This window comes from Paenibacillus sp. FSL L8-0333 (genome assembly GCF_037965665.1).
GTDB classification, from domain to species: Bacteria; Bacillota; Bacilli; order Paenibacillales; family Paenibacillaceae; genus Paenibacillus_AQ; species Paenibacillus_AQ odorifer.
Map to the genome: position 1 here is coordinate 1,549,309 of NZ_CP150186.1, position 22,816 is coordinate 1,572,124.

General features: G+C 47.9%; 14 protein-coding genes. 8 read left to right on the forward strand and 6 right to left on the reverse strand.

Going from position 1 to position 22,816, the window contains the following annotated elements:
* Positions 1–6 precede the first annotated feature (6 nt).
* Both NYE72_RS06830 and NYE72_RS06835 read left to right on the forward strand, forming a co-directional pair.
* Positions 7–183, forward strand: a complete 177-nt coding sequence (locus tag NYE72_RS06830) for a hypothetical protein (protein ID WP_170914185.1) — start codon at positions 7–9, stop codon at positions 181–183.
* Positions 176–772: a zeta toxin family protein gene (locus NYE72_RS06835; RefSeq protein ID WP_036675867.1), complete on the forward strand. Its 597-nt coding sequence runs from the start codon at positions 176–178 to the stop codon at positions 770–772. The genes NYE72_RS06830 and NYE72_RS06835 overlap by 8 nt, the downstream gene beginning before the upstream one ends.
* 124 nt (positions 773–896) lie before the next feature.
* Here the strand turns inward: NYE72_RS06835 and nrdF are convergent, their stop codons facing one another.
* The 5 genes from nrdF to NYE72_RS06860 all read right to left on the reverse strand — a co-directional run bounded on the left by nrdF (position 897) and on the right by NYE72_RS06860 (position 8,234).
* Positions 897–1,856 carry a class 1b ribonucleoside-diphosphate reductase subunit beta gene (gene nrdF / locus NYE72_RS06840; protein ID WP_076099522.1) on the reverse strand — a complete coding sequence of 320 codons (960 nt, stop codon included), beginning with the start codon at positions 1,854–1,856 and terminating at the stop codon, positions 897–899.
* 39 nt (positions 1,857–1,895) lie between these two features.
* Positions 1,896–3,980 (reverse strand): class 1b ribonucleoside-diphosphate reductase subunit alpha, encoded by a 2,085-nt coding sequence (gene nrdE, locus NYE72_RS06845; RefSeq protein WP_076099523.1) that lies wholly within the window; start codon positions 3,978–3,980, stop codon positions 1,896–1,898.
* Complete coding sequence (gene nrdI, locus NYE72_RS06850; RefSeq protein WP_036675861.1) at positions 3,967–4,326, reverse strand: class Ib ribonucleoside-diphosphate reductase assembly flavoprotein NrdI; 360 nt, start codon at positions 4,324–4,326, stop codon at positions 3,967–3,969. The genes nrdE and nrdI overlap by 14 nt, the downstream gene beginning before the upstream one ends.
* A 404-nt stretch (positions 4,327–4,730) precedes the next feature.
* Positions 4,731–6,380, reverse strand: coding sequence for a helix-turn-helix domain-containing protein (locus NYE72_RS06855; protein ID WP_052096847.1), 1,650 nt, complete (start codon positions 6,378–6,380; stop codon positions 4,731–4,733).
* Between the two features lie 30 nt (positions 6,381–6,410).
* A complete protein-coding gene (locus tag NYE72_RS06860; RefSeq protein WP_081382494.1) occupies positions 6,411–8,234 on the reverse strand; it encodes a sensor histidine kinase in 1,824 nt (607 codons plus the stop codon).
* A 227-nt stretch (positions 8,235–8,461) separates the two neighbouring features.
* Between NYE72_RS06860 and NYE72_RS06865 the strand changes: the two genes are divergently transcribed.
* The 4 genes from NYE72_RS06865 (at position 8,462) to NYE72_RS06880 (ending at position 18,551) form a co-directional block, all read left to right on the forward strand.
* Complete coding sequence (locus NYE72_RS06865) at positions 8,462–9,805, forward strand: sugar ABC transporter substrate-binding protein (RefSeq protein ID WP_038569278.1); 1,344 nt, start codon at positions 8,462–8,464, stop codon at positions 9,803–9,805.
* A 98-nt stretch (positions 9,806–9,903) separates the two neighbouring features.
* Positions 9,904–10,842 carry a sugar ABC transporter permease gene (locus tag NYE72_RS06870; RefSeq protein WP_036675858.1) on the forward strand — a complete coding sequence of 313 codons (939 nt, stop codon included), beginning with the start codon at positions 9,904–9,906 and terminating at the stop codon, positions 10,840–10,842.
* A 15-nt stretch (positions 10,843–10,857) separates the two neighbouring features.
* A complete protein-coding gene (locus NYE72_RS06875; protein WP_080742424.1) occupies positions 10,858–11,697 on the forward strand; it encodes a carbohydrate ABC transporter permease in 840 nt (279 codons plus the stop codon).
* A gap of 149 nt (positions 11,698–11,846) precedes the next feature.
* A complete protein-coding gene (locus NYE72_RS06880) occupies positions 11,847–18,551 on the forward strand; it encodes an S-layer homology domain-containing protein (RefSeq protein WP_339211595.1) in 6,705 nt (2,234 codons plus the stop codon).
* 160 nt (positions 18,552–18,711) lie between these two features.
* On the opposite strand, the gene NYE72_RS06885 is transcribed toward NYE72_RS06880, so the two are convergent.
* Positions 18,712–19,554, reverse strand: coding sequence for an AraC family transcriptional regulator (locus NYE72_RS06885; protein WP_038569280.1), 843 nt, complete (start codon positions 19,552–19,554; stop codon positions 18,712–18,714).
* 180 nt (positions 19,555–19,734) lie between these two features.
* Here NYE72_RS06885 and NYE72_RS06890 point away from each other — a divergent pair, with 180 nt between their 5' ends.
* Together NYE72_RS06890 and NYE72_RS06895 are read left to right on the forward strand one after the other, a co-directional pair.
* On the forward strand, positions 19,735–20,877 hold the full coding sequence (locus NYE72_RS06890; protein WP_038569282.1) for a DUF2264 domain-containing protein: 1,143 nt from the start codon (positions 19,735–19,737) through the stop codon (positions 20,875–20,877).
* Positions 20,878–20,950: 73 nt separating this feature from the next.
* Positions 20,951–22,762, forward strand: coding sequence for a heparinase II/III family protein (locus tag NYE72_RS06895; RefSeq protein ID WP_038569283.1), 1,812 nt, complete (start codon positions 20,951–20,953; stop codon positions 22,760–22,762).
* The last annotated feature ends 54 nt before the right edge of the window (positions 22,763–22,816 follow it).

A 22,816-nucleotide genomic window follows, 5' to 3' on the forward strand; every position in this document is an offset into this window, starting at 1 on the left:
ATGGTTATGAATCTTGTTCAAGATTTGCATAAATTAATCAAGCTTACAGGCGAACGAGCCAAGTTGGATGCAAAAGCAAACGGAACTTACATTGTATATAAAACGAAAAATGGTTTGATTGTTAAGGAATATCCAAATGGTGTGATCGTACCTATAGATAATCAGGAGACATCTCATGAGTGAGCCCTCTGCGATGATGTATGTATTTGCTGGGAATAATGGCAGCGGGAAAAGTACAATTAGGAATTTGATTGTAGATCGACTTGGAATTAGTGTGAATATCGATCCTGATGCTTTAGCTCGCCGCATTGATCCCGATGATCCAAACCGTCGGAAGATATCCGCAGGTAAAGAGGCGATAAGACTAGCTAGGAACTGTATAGACAATAGGCGTGATTTCACAATAGAGACAACATTGGCCGGTGGAAATGTAATTCGACTCATGCAGAGTGCTAAGGAAAGCGGTTTTGAGACAACTATGTTCTTTGTAGGACTTGGTGATTATCAGCTAAATATCGAACGGGTTGCTTTGCGCGTTCGAAATGGTGGCCACGATATTCCAACTGAGGATATTATTAGAAGACATACAACATCAATTCAAAACTTACTTTCTAATTTGTACCTTATTGATCATTTGATTGTTATCGACAACAGTAAGTCGGATGGAGAAATTGTTTTGGAAGCAGGGTATTGCTCTATAAAATATCAGGTTGATCCTCTCCCAGCTTGGGTCCATAAAATTAAGGAGAATTTAAAAGTTGAACCATTATAAATAACCTTAGTCCGAAAGCCTACTGGACTAAGGTTATTTAATTTAGACATGAAACATTTATTGTAAATAATATAATACACTTGAGCTGGCATCTATTAGATACAACAACCTCTGATGATTTTATTTAAAATTGAAAATCTTCATCCTTCAGTGGCTCCACATTAAGCGCCCGGACATATCCGTTGCCTTTCTTCGAGAAGAAGTCATGCTGCTTGGTGTGGGTGCTGATCCCGTTCTGAACAATCGGGTTGATCTCTTCCTCGTCAAATAGCGGATCATGGCCCAGATTCATCATCGCTTTATTGGCATTGTATCTTAGGAAAGTCTTAACCTCGTCCACCAATCCGATAGGGGCATAGATCTGCTCGGTATAACGCTCTTCATTCTCATGCAGCAGTCGAAGCAATTCTACCAGCGTATGGTGAAGTTCGCGTTGCTCGTCTTCTGGGAGCCCGTCAAAGATCTCTTGTGCCAGCACGCCGACATATACCCCATGGATGCTCTCATCCCGTAGAATAAGGTCGATGATCTCACCGCTGCAAGTCATTTTGCCCTGCCCAGCCAGATATAGGGGATAGAAGAAACCACTGTAGAACAAGTAGCTCTCGAGCAGGACGGAGGCTGCCATGGCAAGGTACAGGTCTTTAGGTGAGTCTATGTTTTTGTAATATTGTGATATGGTCTCCGCTTTGAACTGGAGGAAGGGGTTCTCTTCTACCCAGCGGAATACACTGTCGATCTCCTCTGTAGAGGACAAAGTGGTGAAAATACTGCTGTACGATTTGGCGTGAATTTGTTCCATCATGCCCATGAAGCCCAGTACGGCTTTACGTTGAAGGCCTTCGACATGCTCCATAATCTGCGGCATTCCGACTCCGCCTTGAATCGTATCCAGCAGTGTCAGACCGCCCAGCACCTTCATATAGGAGTCCTTTTCTTGCTCACTGAGCGTGAGCCAGGACATTTTATCATCGGATAATGGAATTTCATCGTCCGTCCAGAATTGCATAATGTTCTGATTCCAGAACATCAATGAGAAATCGTCGTCGGGACGGTTCCAGTTAACGGCTTGGATAGCGGTCATAATATTGCAATCTCCTTTTCTGCGGCTATAGCCTTCCTTTTAGATCGAGCAGGTGAGGCATTCCTCGACAGACAGCTTTTTGGTCCGGGTGTAATACAGCGACTTCAAGCCTTTATGCGCCGCATACAGGTAGGAGCGGGCCAGTTCTCTGGTGGAAACATCACTGTTAACATGCAGAACGGTCGAGATACCTTGGTCGATATGGGGCTGAATTTCCGCGATCAGATCGATTACCTTGAACTGGTCCATCTGGTAAGCCGATTTATAGAAAAACACATTGTCCGGCCGCAGGTACGGCATCGGATAATAAGTAGTTGAATTAGCATAAGTCCGAGTCTCAATCTGCTCAACAATCGGCATAACGCTTGAAGTGGCGTTTTGGATATAGGAAATGCTGGCCGTTGGCGCAATCGCCAAACGGTAAGCATGGTATAGGCCATTTGCTTTTACCGCATCCCGCAATTGTTCCCAGTCAGCTGGGGATGGGATATAAATATCTCCGAATAACTCTTGTACCCTTGGGGTAACCGGACGGTAATCGGTAGTCAGGTAACGCTCAAAATAAGCTCCCGTAGCATAATCAGAAGCCTCAAATCCATGGAAAGATCGGCCCGTCGCGGCAGCGATTTCCATGCTTTTCTCCAGCGAGTGGAAATTCATGGTCATAAAGAAGGTCCGGGCAAAATCGCGGGCCTGCTCGCTTTCATAAGCAATGTTGTTCTTAGCCAGATAGCCGTGCAGATTCATGACGCCAAGACCGACAGAGTGCATTTCCTTGTTTGCTTTGGCTACGCCTGGGGCATTGGAAATACTGGTCATATCGCTAACAGCGGTCAGGGCGATCATGCCCTCATGTACGGATTCACGGATTTTGCCATGTTCCATCACGTTAACAATGTTCAAGGAAGCCAGATTGCAGCTTACATCGCGGCGGATTGTACTCTCCTGTCCGTAGTCGGCAATCTCTGAGGTCTCCTGCAGCTGGAAGATTTCAGTACAAAGGTTGGACATTTTGATCTGTCCGACGTTTTTCAGGGCATGGGCCGCATTGGCATTGCTCTTGTTCATGATATATGGATAGCCAGATTCCAGCTGGATCATGGCAATTTTGGTCAGCATATCCCGTGCGCTCATAGCTTTCTTCTTTTTGACACGTGGATCGGCCAGCAGCTTATCATACATGTCATCCAGATCCATATCGTCGAGATGCGTTCCGTAGGCTTTGTACACACTGTAAGGAGCAAATACATGCAGCGCTTCATTGTCCTTCGCCAGCTTATAAAAGCGGTTCGGAATAATCAGGCCGATGGACAGGGTTTTGAGTCTTGTTTTTTCGTCGGCGTTGATCTTCTTGCTGTCGAGGAATTCCAGAACGTCCCAGCCAAAAATGTTGTAATAGGCTGCTCCTGATCCTTTACGCTGACCCATCTGATCTGCATAGGAGAAGCCGTCTTCCATCAGCTTGAGTACAGGTATAATTCCCTTCGCAGCATCCTCAACACCCTTGATAGTTTCACCACGGGAGCGTAGCTTGGATAGGTTGACGGCCACACCGCCACCGATCTTCGACAACTGCATGCAGGTATTCAGCACATAGTTGATGGAATTGAGCGAGTCGTCCATTTCGATTAGGAAGCAGGAGACGAGCTCACCACGCCGGCTCTTACCGGCATTTAAGAAGGTTGGGGTCGCAGGTTGTAGGCGCTGTTCCATCATCGAACGGGCAAGTACCCCGGCAGTATCGGCGTTGCCGCGTCCCAGGTGAAGGGCGACTGCCGCCACACGGTCCGGGTAATGCTCCAGATATTGTTTGCGGTCATTGGTTTTTACAGCGTAATCCGTGTAGAACTTCGAAGCTGCCATATAAGATGGAAAACTGAAGTTGTAGGCGTGGGTAATCTGGTAGACTTCTTCAATCTCCGCCGTGCTGTACTGTTCGTAAAAATTCTCGTAGAAATCCTGTTCAATCATATAATCAACCTTGGCTTTTGTATTCGCAAAAGCCAGACTCCGGCGCTCTACATCCCGCATAAATTCGGCTACTGCCTCAAGATCTTTGTCTAACTGAAAGAAGCCACTTTCGTCTCTCTTCATCAACATGTTGTTTAATTCAATATGCCGCAACCCGGCTCACCTCCTGTTTAATCCGTTCTACATCGCCAAATGTACCCGATAACTCAAATTTACCGATAACGGGCACGTTATACCGATCTGCAATCAAGTCCGCGCTGTGCGCGAACAGCTCGCCCCAGTTCTTATTGCCGCTGGCGGCGATGCCTTTCAGATTGGCATTATTGTTCTTCAAGAAAGTAGACACCTTTTCTGGAATCTGTCCAAAGCCGGTGGTATATGTAATAAGCACATAGGGCTCGTCAATCGTCATATGCTCCTCAATCTGCACAGCCGGCAACTTAAGTTTGCTGATGAAGCGTCTGACATTTCCTGTTTTTGAATCATACGCGACTAGCATGGTGTCTGTCCCCCTGTAAATATTAAAAACTATTGAAAATAGTATGAAAACTGAATGGATAAGCTTTAAATACTGAAAAATTGTATCTATACTATATTTAGTGTGCGTTGTTTATTTTAATTACTATATGTTGAAAAGTCAATATGGGAACAGCCGTCTTAATAGCTGGGAAAGTGTCTCGTAAGCGGTTTTTTGGCAGGCTTTTAGGGCAGAAAGACCGGAGTATTAGTATTTTGCTAGTTTAAAAATAAAAATAAAAAAATTTGCAGGAGTAAGGGTGATACTTTGGGATGCTGCTGAGGGTGATGGCAAGCCAATAAATCTGCAAGGAACAGAGCCTGCTCCTTGCAGATTTATTGGCTTTATTTTTGCGAAGTGGGGTTATTCTTAATAATCTCTTGATCTCAAGAACGGTTGTTTACTCCGAGGCTTCGGTCAGGCGGTGAATCTGCTTTAAGTTGCTGCATGTATTCTCTGGGGGAAATTCCGGTTACCTTTTTGAAGACCTTGCTGAAATAGAAGGCACTCTCATATCCCAGCTTCTGTGAGATTTCGTAGATGCGACCTTCCCCGCGTGCCATCATTTCTTTGGCTGTCGTGATTTTGATCTCCGTGATATATTCCACATAGTTGACCTTGGCAACCTTGGAGAAAAGGTGGCTCAGATAGTTGGGACTGAAATTGAAGACATCCGCCACTTGATTGAGCGAGAGCTTAGTTCCGAGATTTCGTTTAATATACTCTTGGACATTTTTGACGAGCTGCTCCTTGTAGCTTTGTCTGCGGGTAGAGAGGATGTCCGAGCAACCGTCCCTGAACTGGATCAGCCAGCCGGCGATCTCTTCAATCGTATGCATCTGGTAGATAGCCCGGTAGCCCTCCGGTTCATTTTCGAAAATTTGCTCCACAATATTCTCACCGTCTGCAAGTAGTGAAGTGGCCATATACAGAATGTTGCAGGCGGCATCAGTGGCGGGAACCAGCAGGTCGGCCCGGCCGTCGAAGATTTCGATCATTTTGGAGATAATGGCGTATAAAGCTTGGGTATCCATTTCTTCAAAAGCACGGCGGATCTCTGTACGCAATTCGGAGAAATCAAACAACAGATGATCCTGCTCCAGCGACTCTCCTTCGGCAAAAAACACAAACGACTGTGCTTTAACCGCAGCAGGAAGCGCTTTTCGCGCAGCGAGGTAGCTTTCCCGCAGCAAATAAGGATCCTCGACCGCAAAGCCGATCGCGCCGATGATCCTTACATTGAAGTAGTTATGGAGTATGGAGGCCATATGGGTCAATAGCATTTCAATCTCAGGCATCCATTGCCGTGAATCCGTCCCGTTGACGGGCAGGGTTACAGCAAAATTGCGCAAGTCCAGACTGGTCACATAACAAGGTCTTATGGAAGTAAGCGTATCTTTGGCCATTTGGACGGTACTTGAGCACAGAGCAACCATTTTATCGCCGCGGGGCGGGACACTGTCTGGTCCCAAAATACGGCAAGTGCAGACTAGATAAGCAGGTTCCTTGAGCTCAAGGTTTAAATCATCTCTCTGCAGAAGGTACTGGTTTTTATTTGCGAATAAGTTATTGAACAGGCGGATGAAAAATTTATCGCGTTGGGCTTGTAGATTGCCTCTATGAGCAAGCATGGGATAGCTGTCTAGGGTTTGAAAAGCCTCCAATTGGGAAATTGCTTTCCGAATGGAGGCATCAAGTGCCTCTGGTGTCAGTTCCAGCTTCACTAGATAATCTGTGGCTTGCACTTCAATCGCTCCACGTGCGTATTCGAATTCCTCGTAGCTTGTTAAGATGATAAACAGCGGAAGCCGGCCGTGTTTTTTGCGTACCGCATTGGCAACTTCTAAGCCGCTTTTAATTGGCATTTTTATATCGCTGATTACAATGTCAGGACGGAGGGTGTCAATCATTTCTTCCTCTTGAGCCCCGTTGTGTGCAATGCCGACAATTTCTATATTATATTGCTCCCACTTCAGCATGGACTGCAAGCCGATACAGACCAGCGCCTCGTCATCAGCGATTAACAACTTGATCAATTCCATCACATCCTTGCTTGGTATGCTACTCTATTCCTTTTGCAGGAACGGCAGAAGAATCTTCATCCGGGTATATTGGCCCGACTCACTCTCAATCGAAAGACCGTAATTATCCCCAAATGCCAGGCGCAAACGTTCATTTACGCTGCGGAGTCCAATATTCTCGGGCATTTCTTTGCTTCCGTCACCTGGATTCGACAGAATCGTGGAGATTTCTTCTTCCTTCATCCCTACACCGTTGTCTTCAATCGTAACTAGAATATCGGCGAATCCACTTTTTGCCACCTTAATGAGAATTTCTCCTCTGCCTTTGGGCTCAATGCCATGGAAGATGGCGTTCTCGACCAGGGGCTGGAGCGTGAATCGTGGAATTAGGCCGGTTAGCAGTTCCTCGTTGTCAATCTCCTTTACCATAGAGACCGTACTGCCATAGCGGTATTTCTGAATCAGAAAATAATCATCCAGCAGGCTCAGCTCATCCTTCAGGGGCATCAGTCTACGGTTGTCTTTGGCGATGCTGCGCAGCAGTCTAGATAGTGAAGTGGTCATTTCTGCGATGCCGGTAGCATTCTGAATTGTAGCCATCCATTTGATCGAATTCAGTGTGTTGTACAGGAAATGGGGATTGATCTGACTCTGCAGCATCCGGTATTCCAGCTCCTGCTTCTGTTTCTCGTCAGCGAGCCGGCTGTCCATAAGCGCTACGATATCTTGGGACAGGCGGTTAATACCCCGTCCGACATCGCCAAGCTCGCTGTTCCATTCGATATTGCGGTCCAGCAGGAAATTGCCCTGGGCGATCTTATCAATCCGCTTCTTCAGTTTTTCCACCGGAAGACTGATGGTACGGGTCAGATACAGCGTAATGATAGCGCTTAAGACAATAACCAGGAGACAGACGCCGAGCATAACCAGAATCCATATATTTGTCTTGGGAGCGAACAGGTCATTGGATAAAGTCTGTGACAGAATGACTCCGCTGCGTACGGGATAAGATACCACGATATGGCTCTCTTTCTCGTCCGCCAGCTTGACCATGGACAGCTCGGTTTGCGGACCGACAGGTTTATCATTGGTATAGGCCACCGGTTCATACGGCTCTGCAATGGCGATGACCTGATCGCCGATGAGCTGATAATGATGATTGCCGAGCGTCAGCAGCAGCCGGGAATTCTTCGGCAGGGAGTACCCTTTCAGCTTGTCGGTAATAACAGTTGTATTCGCTAACAGGTACACTGTTCCAACGCGGGAAGCTCCTTTGCCGTAAATAGGAAAAACAAAAGGAATTCCGTTCGTGTTGGAGAGCGGGTCCTTGATCACCCGGTCCCATTTCTCCTCGGCATCGTTGCTAAGGCCGGTAATTTGACCGATATTGTGTATGGTAAGCGGAACAGAGGTGCCGGTTTTATCCACCTGCAGAAACTTTCCGTTGCTATCCGTAACAATCAGACGGCGGGCATAGCTGTTGGAGCGGTTGTTCAGGAAGTCCTGCTGCATCGAGTTGAATACATTAACTGCTTCCTTAGAGCTAGCCTTAGGTGAGCTGAAGTAGTCTGTGATCAGGGTATTAGTAGAAGAGTTAGTGCTGCAGGTCATCGCCAGCGATGACAGATCAATCAAATCCTGTTCAATAATATGAGATACCAGCTGCAGATTGAACTCGGTCGCCTGGATGGTTGTTTTACGCTGATAATAAGTAATTAATTCATAGCTAAAAAAAGACAGCAGCGACGCTATCAGCAGTGCGAATACGGCCATGAGCAGAATAATGCGACTTTTAATGGTGGATTTTCTTACCGTATTTAACACTCCTCTACAAAATGTGAAAACATATAAAGCGTTTTCATATACCATAGCATATTCCTGCGTTCCGATACAGGGGGAGGTACATAAGCTGAATATTTTACATGTTTTAGATAGAAAATTACAGGTTTGAACCCGAGCAGGGAAGAAGAGCACAGAAAAGTGAATGAACTTTGTTTGATAATGCATGCCATTCTTGCGGAAAAAGCTATAAACTTTGAACTAAGCTCAGAAGAGCCGATCGTAGTTACACAATCAGAAGAAAAGGGGATATTTAAATGAAACTGAAAAGATTCTATGGCATAACCCTCGCCACAGTATTCTCCATGAGTCTGCTGGCTGGATGTTCTGGTAATAACAACAACGAAGGTGCTGCTGCAACGACAGCTCCAGCAACGGGGAATTCTGCAAACGCTTCCGCTGAACCGAGCCAGGAGCCTGTGACTTTGAAATGGGCCTTGTGGGATTGGGAAGCTACCGCTTACTACAAGCCACTGATCGATGCCTACAAAGCTGAGCATCCGAATGTAACGATCGAATATGTCGATCTGGGGTCGACGGACTATATGACCATGTTAAGCACACAACTGTCCGGTGGCGCAGATCTGGACGTACTTACAATTAAAGATATTCCGGGCTACTCGAACCTTGTGAAACAGAATCACCTGGAGCCGCTTAAAAGCTTTATGAGTGGCAACGCTATTGATCCTTCGGTATATGGAGGTACTGTAGAACAAATCGAAGTGAACGATGAGGTGTATGCGCTTCCTTTTCGCAGCGATTTCTGGATTCTCTACTACAATAAAGATTTGTTCGACAAAGCAGGAGTGGAATATCCAAGCAATGATATGACATTCGAGCAATATGATGAGTTGGCCAGAAAAATGACTTCTGGCAGCGGTTCTGAAAAAGTGTACGGAGCTCACTACCATACTTGGCGTAGTGCGGTTCAACTGTTCGGTATTCTGGACGGCAAGAACACTGTTGTTGACGGAAACTACGATTTCTTGAAGCCAACCTATGAGCGGATCCTGAAAGAACAGGAAGACGGCATCGTAATGGATTACGCCACACTGAAGACTTCAAGCACGCACTATTCTGGCGTATTCTACAATAATTCCGTTGCTACTATGAACATGGGCAGCTGGTTTATCGCTACACAGATTGAGAAAGTGAAGAGCGGCGAGTCCCAATCGGCTAACTGGGGCATTGCGAAATACCCTCATCCGGATGGTGTGGAAGCCGGTACAACCCTGGGTACAATTACTTCTCTGGCTGTAAATCAGAAATCCAAACATAAAGAAGCAGCACTTGATTTCATGAAATTCGTGACTGGTGAAGAAGGCGCTAAAGTTATTGCTTCCACCGGAACCATTCCAGCGATTAAGAATGATGAAGTTATCAATTCCATTACTTCCATCGAGGGCTTCCCTGCGGATGAGAACAGCAAAGCGGCACTGACTACTGTTAAGACTTATCTGGAAATGCCTATGCATGAAAAGAGCGCGGACATCGAAGTTATTTTGAATGAAGCGCATGACAATATTATGACTAAAAATGCTTCGATTGACGAAGGTTTGGATGATATGAATGCTCGCGTACAGCAGCTCTTGAATAATTAACCTTAAGAGAGCCGGTTCTAAGGGCGGGTGAAAGCCCGCCTTTTATATTAAAGCGTATAGATTTGTGGGGAAGTTTTAGAAGGTTTGGAGGAGAAAGAATGCAGAACGAAACCATATTGGGTACAAAAAAGATCCCTAAACGTCATTTGTCAAAAGGTGTCCGGGAAAACCTGGTAGCTTACAGCTTCATTGCGCCGAACTTTATCGGATTTGCCCTGTTTACGCTGGTACCTATGTTTTTTGCCTTTATCCTTGCTTTTGTGAAATGGGACGGGGCCAATCCAATGAAGTTTATCGGGCTGGACAATTTCACCCGGCTGATCAGAGATACAACATTTCACAAAGCATTATGGAATACCATTGTTTACACTATTGGCGTAGTACCGTTCACCATGATTGTCGCGCTGGCGCTGGCGATTCTGCTTAATCAGAAGATAATGGCCCGCAATTTCATGAGAACCGTATTCTTTTTCCCTTATGTAGCATCCCTGGTAGCCGTTGCTGCCGTATGGAACTTTATCTTCAGTCCTACGATGGGTCCGATCAACAATATCCTGCATACCCTTACCGGTATCCCGCTGGAGGATCTTCCCCGCTGGGCGGCGGATAAACACTGGGCGATGTTCACAGTAATACTGTTCACAGTGTGGAAAAACATGGGTTATTACATGGTTATTTACTTGGCAGGTCTGCAGGGCATCAACCCTGAATTGTATGAGGCTGCTGAACTTGATGGTGCGGGCGCGTGGAGAAGATTCCGCAATGTGACGGTCCCTCAACTGGCGCCTACCTCTTTCTTTGTTCTGATGATTCTAGTCATCAATTCGTTCAAAGTCTACGATATCTTTATCAACCTATTTGCCGGCGCCGATAACCAGTTGAATGATTCTACAAGGGTTATGGTGTATCAAATCTACAATACGGCGTTCCGCTCGCTTGATTACGGATATGCCAGCGCCATGGCCATTGTATTGTTTCTGCTGGTACTTGGCATCACCATCGTCCAGTTCCGCGGCGAGAAGAAATACGGACAATAGGAGGATTCAAAAGATATGGTTGGTAAAAGTAAAGGACTTAGAATCAGCCTTATGGTTCTTGTGTATATTTTGTTGTTTGCGACAGTACTGGCGATGCTGGTTCCGTATATATGGATGTTGTCTTCTTCACTCAAGATGAACAAAGATGTGTTTTCCTTCCCAATGCAGTGGATTCCACAGAATCCGCGCTGGGAGAATTTCGCGGATATCTGGACACGCATTCCGCTGGGCCGTTTTATTTACAATACGGCGAAATTATCGATTATCGTAACGATTCTACAACTACTGACTTCCAGCTTTGCTGCGTATGCGTTTTCCAAACTGCATTTCCGGGGGAAAAACATTCTATTCCTTGGATATATTGCAACAATTGCGATCCCTTGGCAGGCTTACATGGTGCCGCAATTTATCCTGATGCGTTACATGGGGCTTAACAACACGCATTTGGCAATCATACTGCTGCAGGCATTCTCGGCATTTGGAGTATTTCTGATGCGCCAGTTCTATCAAGGTGTTCCGGATGAATTATGCGAGGCTGCCCGTATTGACGGCTTGAGCGAATATGGAATTTGGGCGCGAATCATGCTGCCGTTGTCCAAGCCAGCATTGTCTACATTGACGATCTTCACCTTTGTCGCCACCTGGAATGACTTCCTGGGGCCAATGATTTATCTGACGGATACGAAACTCAAGACCATCCAAATTGGACTAAGAATGTTCATCTCGCAATATTCCGCCGAATATGGCCTGATTATGGCCGCAAGTGTGGTTTCCATTATTCCGGTTGTAATTGTTTTTCTGGCTCTGCAAAAGTACTTTGTACAAGGTGTTGCAGCATCGGGCATTAAGGGCTAGAACCGTATTTCACCTGGCAGTTGCATTTTTTATAGGCTGCCAGGTTTTTTATAAGTCAAAGGGGTCTGTATAAATCTAGTGATTATTCGTTTAACAACGAAATGAATACGCTTTCTTTTATTGATTTACAATCAAAGGAGGAGAAGAGAATGAACAGAAGGCACTTTCGTAAAAGGTTTTTCTCAATAACGATGACTACTGCGCTCGTAGTTGGGATGTTTCCGGCATTCACTCTGTCTGCAGCCTCTGCTGCTACCGTAAATTCTATCTACGCTGCCGCCCATATGGGGGCGACAACAATTGCAGATACTACTCTGCCATCCAGCATTGATATCGGAGGCCAGAGCACAGCAGTGAACTGGAATATTGGTGCAGATACCTTTGCCGTGCCATACGATGCCGTGACCGTCAGCGGTACAGCGAACGGGGGGCCGGTCGTTGCCAGTGTGGAAGTTATTCCGCCCGCAAGTAATCCGTTGGTTTACTTTGTGGATAGCGGCAGAGGGGGCGATTCCGTAGGCAACGGGCCTACTTCCTCGCCGCTGTACGAAGCGGTTCGCACGCTGAGCGGCAGCGATTTGCTCAACCAGTCCCCCGACCAGAAGTATATCAGCGGTACGGCGGACTGGGGATTTGATGATTCCGTAAACAAGGTTAAGAATTCCAAAGACGGGGGACTTACCGATCCAGCTACTGATCCGTCCCTATGGACTGTCGGACTTCGTGCCGACCCTGCCAGCAATCATATCGTGTATAAATTAAAAGCGCTTGAAGCTGGAACCTATACGCTCAGCAGCGGTTTCCATGATTGGTATGGCAGCCGCTCCCGTGTAATACGTCCTCAGATCGAGTATAAGGATGCTAGCGGGGCAACCAAGACGATCTTGTTTGACCAGTTCAACACTAATGTGACTAAGCTAATTTCAGGCGAATTCACCATTCCTGGAGACATTGACGTTAGTAGTCCAATGACGTTGACTTACGCCTATGTTGCTGACGAAAAACCTATTTTGAGCTGGTTCGCCGTTGCCAAGGGCGGAATCAAGAAACAGATCGAAGAAGCTACACAGAGCGCAGCTTCTATGGTCAAGGTTCTGCTTGACGGCAACGATATCCAAGCTGACAATGTCAACGGCCTCACATTTAAGGGATTTGGCGTACTAAGCGCTAACAGCACCAGTGCGCTTTTGCTGGACTATAAGTCAGAGCATCCAGAGGCTTATGCAGAAATGCTACAGATCTTGTTCGGTGGAGAACATCCGCTCATGACGCATGTGAAAATCGAGATGGGCAATGACCGCAATAACTCCACGGGACCTGACCCGGCGACTATGCGTACGGCCGATGAAGAGGCAAATGTTACCCGGCATCCCGGCTTCCAGCTTGCCGCAGATGCCAAGGCAGTGAACCCTGATCTTAAAGTGAGCATCCTGCGATGGAGTGCTCCGGCCTGGGCGAATAACAACGACAAAATCTATACCTGGTACAAAAAAACCATTCTGGCCGCTTATCGTGAATACGGTTATATGGCCGATTACGTTAATCCTTATATCAACGAGCACGCTCCAGATTTGGCGTGGACCAAACAGTACGCTGAGAGAGTCAAGACTGACAGCGAAGGCTTCAACAGCACCGAAGAGCGGGAACTGTACAACCGGATCAAGTCTGTGATTTCCGATGAAGTCGGGATTGGCAGCTTCGGTGCCAGTATGGTGAGTGATCCTTCTCTGCGGGAAGCTGTGCCGATTGCTGGATACCACTACAACACGGACGACGACAGCGCAGGCAATTTCAAAAAACTCGCAGAACAATATGATATTGAGATCTGGAACAGTGAGGCGCAGTCTACCTTCAGTAATTCCTCTTTCCGTCCTAACAACAATATGAAAGATCCTACAGTGGCAGGAACCGGCATTGGTGGTGTCGGCAGTCCGCTGGAGATGAGTAACACGATTATTAAAGGATTTGTTAACTCCCGCCGGACGCACTTTATTTACCAGCCAGCCATTGGTTCCTTTTATGAAGGCGGACAATATTCCTTCAAGGAATTGGTCAGCATGCGCGATCCGTGGTCAGGCTGGATTCATTATGATGCGGGTCTTGTCACTTTGCAGCATTATAGCTGGTTTGCGAATGTAGGCTGGGAGAACGAGGATAATACTGCTGGGATCTGGCGAGCGGTTCCTCAAGCCAGCTCCACAGGTGCGACAGGCACCAATCCGGTAAGCGGCCGCAACGGTTCTCCTAGCTATATAACCCTTGCAGCACCTGATAAAAAAGATTTCTCGACGGTTATCGTGAACGACAGCGAGTATTCCAAAATCTACAAGCTGCAGACAGTCAATATGGCTTATACGGGTAATCCATCCATGGAAGTATGGGAAACCCGTGCCGCTGATGCAGGAGAAGCGTTCAACAGCAATTATATGCAGTATCTTGGAGACGTCACTGCAGACGGTAGCGGGGTATATACCGTTAAGATTAAGCCGTATTCGACCGTGACTGTGTCTACTTTGAAGAACAAGGATAAAGAAGAATATAATACACCGCTGCCTGTAGAAGGCGAGCGTACCGTACTGGATACTGATGCTACAGGAGCGGGACACAGTACTGGGGACAACATTCTGTACGCTGATGATTTTGACTATTCTAAGCAAACAGTCGTGAAGATTGGTGCAGGCGGCCAATATGAGGGTACCCAGAGCTATATTGAATCCCGCGGCGGTTCCCAAAGCGTTACCCCGCGTTATACCCATGACCGCAATGGGGCATTTGAGGCCTATCTTCCGGACGGGTCTGATAATTATGTCCTGCGGCAGCAGCTGGACACGGGAACCATGGGGCTTGGCGGCACATGGAACAGCGGAGATCCAGTAACGGCCATCGGCGACAACCGGTGGATGAACTACAAGGCCAGTGTTGATGTTTCGTTCGAAACAAACAATACTCAGGGCGGAGCCAATTATGCTGCGATAGGTGCCCGTTATCAGGGAGGTGGCAGTTCCCACTCCATAACCGGTACACCGTATGTGCTGAAATTCTGGTTCGACGGCGGCTGGCAGCTGCTGGTCAACAATAGCGCAGTTGCGAGCGGAAATGCCGCGAACGGTTCCGGCGGCGTGAAGATCGACGGATTCGATACCGCATATGACGCATGGCATAATATTGCCGTTCAGGTTGCGGGCGATAAAGTGACCGCCTATCTGGATGGGGTGAAGCTGGCTTCCTATACCGATCCTACTCCTGAATTGTCCGGCCGGGTAGATCTGGCCAGCGGCTACTATCACGTCCGCTTCGATAATTTGAAGGTGGAGAAGGTTGAGGGCTACACGCCGTATTATTCAGAGCTTCTAGACAATCTTGAAATGTATGACCTGGCTGCTGCTCCGAACCCTAAATTGATATATACCGGGTCGTGGAGCCATATAAACGGAGCGGGCATGTACATTTACCAGCGTTCTCTTTCTACCAGCCAGGCTGTAGACGCTGCAATGGAATACACGTTTGAAGGTACCGGACTGGATATTCTAGGAGCGAATAACGGATCGGCGAAGCTTGAGGTAACGGTGGACGGAAAAGTTATTACTCTATCGGCTGATACATTAGCTTCCAAGGAGCTGTACCAGACGTACACACTCCGCGGGCTTAAATATGGCCAGCACCATGTGCAAATAAAGGTGGTAAGCGGCACCTTGGTTGTCGATGCGGTGGCGGTTGTTTCCGGGGAAGTAACCGGTACTGTAGATACTGCTGCTCTTCAGGCGGCGGTAACAGCCGCGAAAGAAATGAACAAACAGGATGAATATTCGGACAGAGACTGGCAGCTCTTCGTAGATGCACAGAGCGCTGCACAGGAAGCGCTGGATAATCCTATTTTATACAAATTGGATCAGGAAGGAGTTACTCAGCTTGAAGCACGCCTGATCTCCGCCCAGAACCAGTTGACTACGGGAGATATACGGGAGCTTGTCGCTCCTCAGGATTTGGCTACTTATGCCGGAAAACTGCCGAATCTTCCAGACAAGGTGGAAGCCACTCGGGCAGACGGATCCAAATTGCTGGTATCAGTAAAGTGGAATGTAAATGCGGCCAGCTTCAATAATCCGTATGAACGGGTAGCTGTAACCGGCACTTATGGAAATCTGAAAACAACTTGTTATGTGGAAGTGGTGCCGGAGGGGCTCTTATACTTCCTCGATGCTGGTGTATCGGTGGACGGTATCACGCCGCCGTATACGTTAATCAAGGATTTTGTAGGTGACAGCTTGTTTAATAACAAGGCGGATCAGCCTTCGACAGGCAATAGCGTATGGGGGCATACCAGTACTAAGTACCTCCTCAAGGGGCTTGGTGGCGCTGTAGTTCCTTCTGATAAAAGTCAGACAGGTGTTTATGGTTCGGATACAAAAAATAATCCACTTGTATACCTGCTCCCTTTGAACGCAGGCAAATATACGATTACGTCATTCCATCGGGACTGGTGGAACAACACCAACCGCACGATGGATATTACGCTCAGCTATATTGACTCTGAAGGGAAAGAAGTGACCAAACCGGTCCGAACCGGCCTCGTCGCAGGTCCTAATGGCGCTATGATTAACTATGACTTCACGCTTCCGTTGAGCGGTACTGTGAAATACTCAATAAACAATACGTATTCAGGCAATCAGGCTGCATTGATCAGCTATGTGGCTGTAGCTAGAGATAAAGCCAGCGTTGCTAATGAGCAGGCTGTAAATGAGGCTAAGAGTATCATAGAAGGTGCGGTATACAGCGTGCAGAAGGAAGCGGCAAACAGCGAAGAAGCTGTCCAGACTTGGCTGCTGCAGACGATAGGCGCTCTGCCCGGTCTCAATGATACTGGAGTTGCGATCGGTGAGATTACCTTGGCTTCCTTCCAAGAAGCAACCGATGAGACTAACGGAAGCTTCAGCTTTACGGTATCACTGAGTAAGGGAGAGGCTACAGCGGACAGTTCAGCGAGCGGAACAATCAAGCTGCCGGAGCCGGATACTGTTCAGCCTTTGATTACTCTGTTAGGTGATGCGACAGTGATTTTGCACATCGGTTCTGAATATACAGATGCAGGAGCGACTGCTTATGATGACAAGGATGGTGATATTACAGACCGTATAACTACAACAGTTAGCAGTGAAGTATACGGCTTGACTGCTCTCGATACGGCGAAAGCTGATATTTATACCTTCCATTATAATGTCAGCGATACTGCAGGCAATGCGGCTGCGGAAGTGACAAGAAAAGTAGTCGTTGCACTTGATCCGGATGTAATGAAGCCGGTGATTACACTGCTTGGTGAACCATCCATTCAACTGGAAAATGGCGCAAGCTATACGGATGCCGGAGCCACAGCGGTAGATGACCGTGACGGCGACATTACGGAGCACATTGTAGCAACGATTACGAAGAATGAGGAGAATGTGCTGGCACTGGACACTAAGGCGGCAGGCATCTACACCTATCATTATAATGTGAGTGATGCGGCGGGCAACGCGGCTATCGAAGTGACTAGAACCGTGACAGTGGGCGAAGCAGAGCAACCTCCGGTAGTGACACCAACACCAACACCAACACCAACACCAACACCAACACCAACACCAACACCGGAACCGGAGCCGGAGCCAACAACAGTACCAACATCTCCGCCGGCGCCAACGGAAGCACCAGTGTGGACGGCAGCACCAACGCCAGCAGTCACCCCGTCCCCGGCGCCAACACCGCTGCCGCAGGCCGAAAAGGTTCTTGATCGAAAGGATTTTGCGGCACCGGTTGGAGGAGTAATAACGGTTCAGCTCACTGAAGCTACAGAATCCATATTGCTTCCAGCAGGATTATCAGGAATCATCGGAGAGAACACTCTACGTCTGGATTGGAGTAAGGTTGCTATCTATCTGACCCCAGAAGTGTTGAAGAGCATTCAAGAAAAAGCTATTGGAGGTCAAACGGAGGGGGCGCGAATTAAGCTCTCAGCAGTGAAGGTATCCAGAGATGCTGTGGAACAGTTAATCAATAATCGGGCTGCTAATGGTTCCGTACATTTATCTGCGGCAAGTGATGTGATCAACTTCAGCTTGGAGGTTGTTGCTGCGAACGGCACTGCTGTAACGGTAACTGCTTTTGATAAACCGTTGACACTTACGTTCAACGTAGATCCGGATGCCAATATAAGCTTGCTAGGCAGCTACTATATTTCTGCAAATGGTGCGCTTGATTTCATGGGCGGAACGTTGACTAATGGTAAGTGGACTGCTGAAATACGGCATTTCAGCCAGTATGCGGTCCTGGAATACGATAAGCTGTTCACGGATGTCAGCAGTGACAGCTGGGCCACTAATGTGATTAAGACCATGGCCGCGAAGCATATTATCGAAGGCATTTCCAGTACGGAATTTAATCCGCAAGGGGATGTAACTAGGGCACAATTCGCTGCTATGATTGCACGCGCGCTTGGGCTTAAGGCAGGAAGCCATGCAACATTTGGTGATGTGGATTCCAAGGCCTGGTATGCCGAAGCCGTTGCAGCTGTTAGCGGAGCTGGCATCGTGCTCGGACGAAGTGCAGATTCGTTCGCACCGGATCAGAGCATTACCCGCGAGGAAATGGCTGTGATGATCGTTCGTGCTTATGAATATTTGCAGGGAAGCGGGACCAATGAACCTGCTGTAGGATCGTTCAGTGATTATTCCCGGATTCATGACTGGGCGAAGAGCGCAGCAAATATCGCCGAACAGGCGGGACTGATCAAGGGACGCGGCAATAAGCAATTCGCGCCACAAGAGACGATGACCCGTGCCGAAGGTGCGCAAGTTATCTCCAATCTGCTGGGATATTTGTAAGTAGCATTTCAAAGAACCTGGCAGGCTGCATTAAGCGGGCTGCCAGGTTCTTTATAGATTTGGAGAGGCAGGGAGTGCTTAGGAAAACAGCGGCCGGAAGTCCAACTATTCACCGCAGTTGCGAGTGCATCTTTTTTTGAAAAATCCTTGAATTTGAGTTTTATAGCTCAGCTCTTTTACCATATTTCCCAGGTGGAATGCCCGTGATGTTCTTGAAGGTACGGATGAAATTGGCATAATCGTTAAAGCCGGACAGATAGCAGGTATCGGATACGGAGTTCCCGGCGGACAAGAGCTGCTTGGATAACGCTATTTTTTTGAGCAAGACGTAACGGTAGATGGTTCCGCCTGTCTGCTGTTTGAACAGATGGCTGAGATAATATTTATCGACGTTCAGTTCTCCAGCGATTTGCTCCAGTGACAGATTTAGATGCAAGTGGTTGTCGATATAGCTCATGGCTGATTGAATATGTGAGGAAATAATGCTGGGCACGGTGGATCGGGTACGGCTGTACAGCTCATTGATGAGGACGAGGATCTGAACCAGGTAGGTCAGAGCCAGAACTTCGCTCCCGTACTGCTGATTCTCTAATGTCTCAATCAGGCGGGAAGCAAGGGTTGTATACTCTGCAATCAGCGGTTCATCCATTTGCGCGAGATTATGTTCTCCGGGCTGGCGGTTCTGGAAACAAGCGAGCAGATTTGTAGATGCGGTACAGAAGGGATAGACAAGTGGAGCTTTGAAATGGATTGTCAACCGTTCATAAGGCTCTGGAGATAAATTGATGATTTTATGAATCTCGTGATTGTTGAACAACAGAACATTGCCCCGCTGCAGGGGATAGCTGAACTGATCTACAAAACCGTTCACCTTGCCGCCCAAGAACAGGAAAATCTCATAGTGATCATGGATGTGAAAATCCCTGGTAGGTGAGATGGGCGAGTTTCCGATACCTGCCAGAATATCTCCATCGAACGGCTCATAATACTGGGCATGCTTCATTGGAATTGCCCCTTTCAGATTGATCACAATATACGCAACAAAACATCATTATTCGCAAAGACATTGCAATAATACAACACTAAACTATAGTAGAAGATTACGCAATATAACAAGATTCAGGCGGTAGGCAAGAGAAATAGCTGTAGCTGATTAGACGCAATTGGAAGGGTGGAATTGTGCATGAATGGGAAGGAACAGCGTAAATACTGGCTGGATACAATGCTGCTGATCGGGGGGCCTGTGCTGAATGCTTTGGCTGAGCGGAAATTAAAGGAACAGCTGCCTACAGAGTTTCATAGGGATCGGAGCCAGTTTGCCCATTTGGAGGCTTTTGCGAGATTGGCTTGCGGAATGGCCCCTTGGCTTGAACTAGAGGGACTTGAGGGTGCGGAAGAACAGCTTAGAGCACGTTATGCAGGGCTAATGCTGGAAGCCATTGATGCCGCTGTTGATCCGAATTCACCTGATTATATGGAATTCAAGACCGAAGGCCAACCGCTGGTTGATGCGGCATTCCTGGCACACGCGCTGGTGCGTGCGCCAAAGCAGCTTGCCGGCAAGCTGAGTGCGCGGGTCAAAGGGAACTTAATAACAGCGTTGAAGCAGACACGCCGGACAGCGCCAAGCGGAAGCAACTGGCTGCTGTTCAGTGCAATGGTGGAAGCCGCTTTGTATATACTCGGCGATCCTGAATATGACCGGATGCGCGTTGGTTATGCGGTCCATATGTTCATGGATTGGTATAAGGGCGACGGAGTTTACGGGGATGGCAAGGACTTTCACTGGGATTATTACAACAGCTTTGTTATTCAGCCGATGCTGGTGGATGTAGTAGCACTTTTTAAACAGGAGTCGGAGCAATATTCCGCATTGAAACCGCTGATTCTGGAACGGGCACAGCGATACGCTACTGTTCTCGAACGGAGCATTGCACCGGATGGAACCTATCCCTTTATCGGGCGTTCGATCGTTTACCGTTTTGGGGCGTTTCAACTGCTGTCGCAGGCGGCGCTGCAGCATTTTCTCGAGGAAGCATTGCCTCCTGCACAGGTACGCTGCGCTTTGACAGCTGTGATTACGCGAATTATGGAATATCCGGGTACGCTGGATGAGTCCGGATGGCTACGTCCGGGGGTATACGGTTATCAGCCGGAGCTTGCGGAGAGCTATATCAATACAGGCAGTCTTTATTTATGCGCCTCCGTATTCCTCCCGCTGGGGCTGCTCCCTTCTGATCCTTTCTGGTCAGGGGAAGAGATGAAATGGACTTCATTAAAAATTGCAGCCGGTGAGGATGTTATGAGAGATCATGCCTTGGAATAAAAAGTATTCAGCCATATTAGTGAAGAATAAGATGCTTCGCGGATCTGACTGATCTATAAGGAGGAAAAAAGGCATGAATAAACAGATGCTTTTGGAAATAGTGCATAAAATGAAGCCAGTCGATCTGAGCTTGTATTATCCAAAGGGGGATGCGGTTGCTTTTTGGAAACGGGCGTTATCATCGGGAGTACTACAGGTAGATATCAGCGAAATCCGCGCGGAGGCGGTAAGGCTGGACGGGCAGTCTATACCTGAACTGTCGTATACGTTATTTTCCATTTATTCGCGTACGGGTTCGAGGCTGGAATATGAACGGGTCTATTTTGAACGGAGAAGAAGGCTGAATACTTATGTATTTCTGGCTTTGCTGGAGCCGGATCATCCGGAAGTACTGGAGAAGCTGGAGGACATCCTCTGGGCTATATGCGATGAGTACACCTGGTGTCTTCCGGCCCACCTCCCAGCGGATCATAATGCAGCTGATATCAACCGGTATATTGATCTGTTTTCTTCCGAGACCGGATTTACTTTAAGTGAAGTTTTACTTTTGCTCGGGGAACGACTTTCGCAGCTTCTGAGATCCCGAATCCACCATGAAGTAGAGCGGAGACTGTTTCGTCCATTTCTTGAAAATGGCCCTTATGATTGGGAGACAGCGCGGCATAATTGGGCAGCGGTCTGTGCGGGATCAATCGGGGCTGCTGCCTTGCTGTCTGTGGAGGACCCGGCCATGCTTGCGGATATTCTGCTGAGGACAGAGCGCGCCATGTTGTATTACCTGGAAGGGTTCGGTGAGGATGGTGCCTGTCTGGAAGGCCTTGGGTACTGGAATTATGGGTTTGGTTATTTCACTTATTATAGCGATCTGCTCTGTTCCAGAAGCGCAGGCAGACTGGACTGGTTCAAGCAAGAGAAGGTAGCGCAAATCGCGCGCTTCCAACAAAAATGTTTCATTGACGGAAGTCATGTAGCCAATTTCTCTGATTCAGTGCCTCAGGTGCTAGTACATATGGGATTGTCCCATTATCTGGCGGAAGTCTGTACGGATGTCGAACGCCCCCCATCCGCTTTGCGTGCTCCTTACACTGAAGATCATTGCAGCCGCTTTGCACCGGCTTTCCGCAATCTGATCTGGACCAGGGCTGGCAAGGAGGACGAAGCTTGGCGAGCCGCCAGCTATTTTCTCCCTGATGCCGCTTGGCTTGTCTCGCGTCATATGTCGGAGGCGGGTTCATTCGGATTCGCCACTAAGGGCGGGCACAATGCTGAACCGCATAACCATAATGATCTGGGACATTTCATTCTGAGCGGCCGGGGAGAAATCTATGCATCCGATCTTGGGAGCGGAGAGTATACTGCTGATTATTTTGGGGCTGGCCGTTACCAGTATGACTGCAATGGATCGCAGGGTCATTCGCTGCCGATCATTGATGGCCAGTATCAGCTGGCCGGTCGGGAGTTCAGCTCCACAGTGCTGCATGCATCGGCGGCGGAGGAGAGTGATGAGCTGACACTGGATCTGACACAGGCTTATCAGGTAACAGGACTACAGTCCTTAATCCGTTCGTTCGTCTGGCATAAAGAGGAACGTCCTCGGCTGGAGCTGACAGATACTTACCGGTATGCGGGAATTCCGGCGAGCTGGACGGAGCGGTTTGTCACCTGGCGTGAGCCTAAGCTCCTTCATCCGGGTACCTTGCTGCTGCCGGGGACTACGGCTCGCGGCGTTGAAGTGACATACGATTCACTGAAAGTTGAGCCGGAGATTACTGTGCATGTGTACCGGGATCATTTTGGCATGGAGAAGCTCTGGTATAGTCTGGACTTCCATGTGCTTCAGCTTGGCGCGGAGGGCAAACTGCTATTCACTTTTCAATTTCTATAAAAGATGGGCATGAGCTTATAAAAAGTCCTCTATCAGAGGGTAGAGGCTAATTCG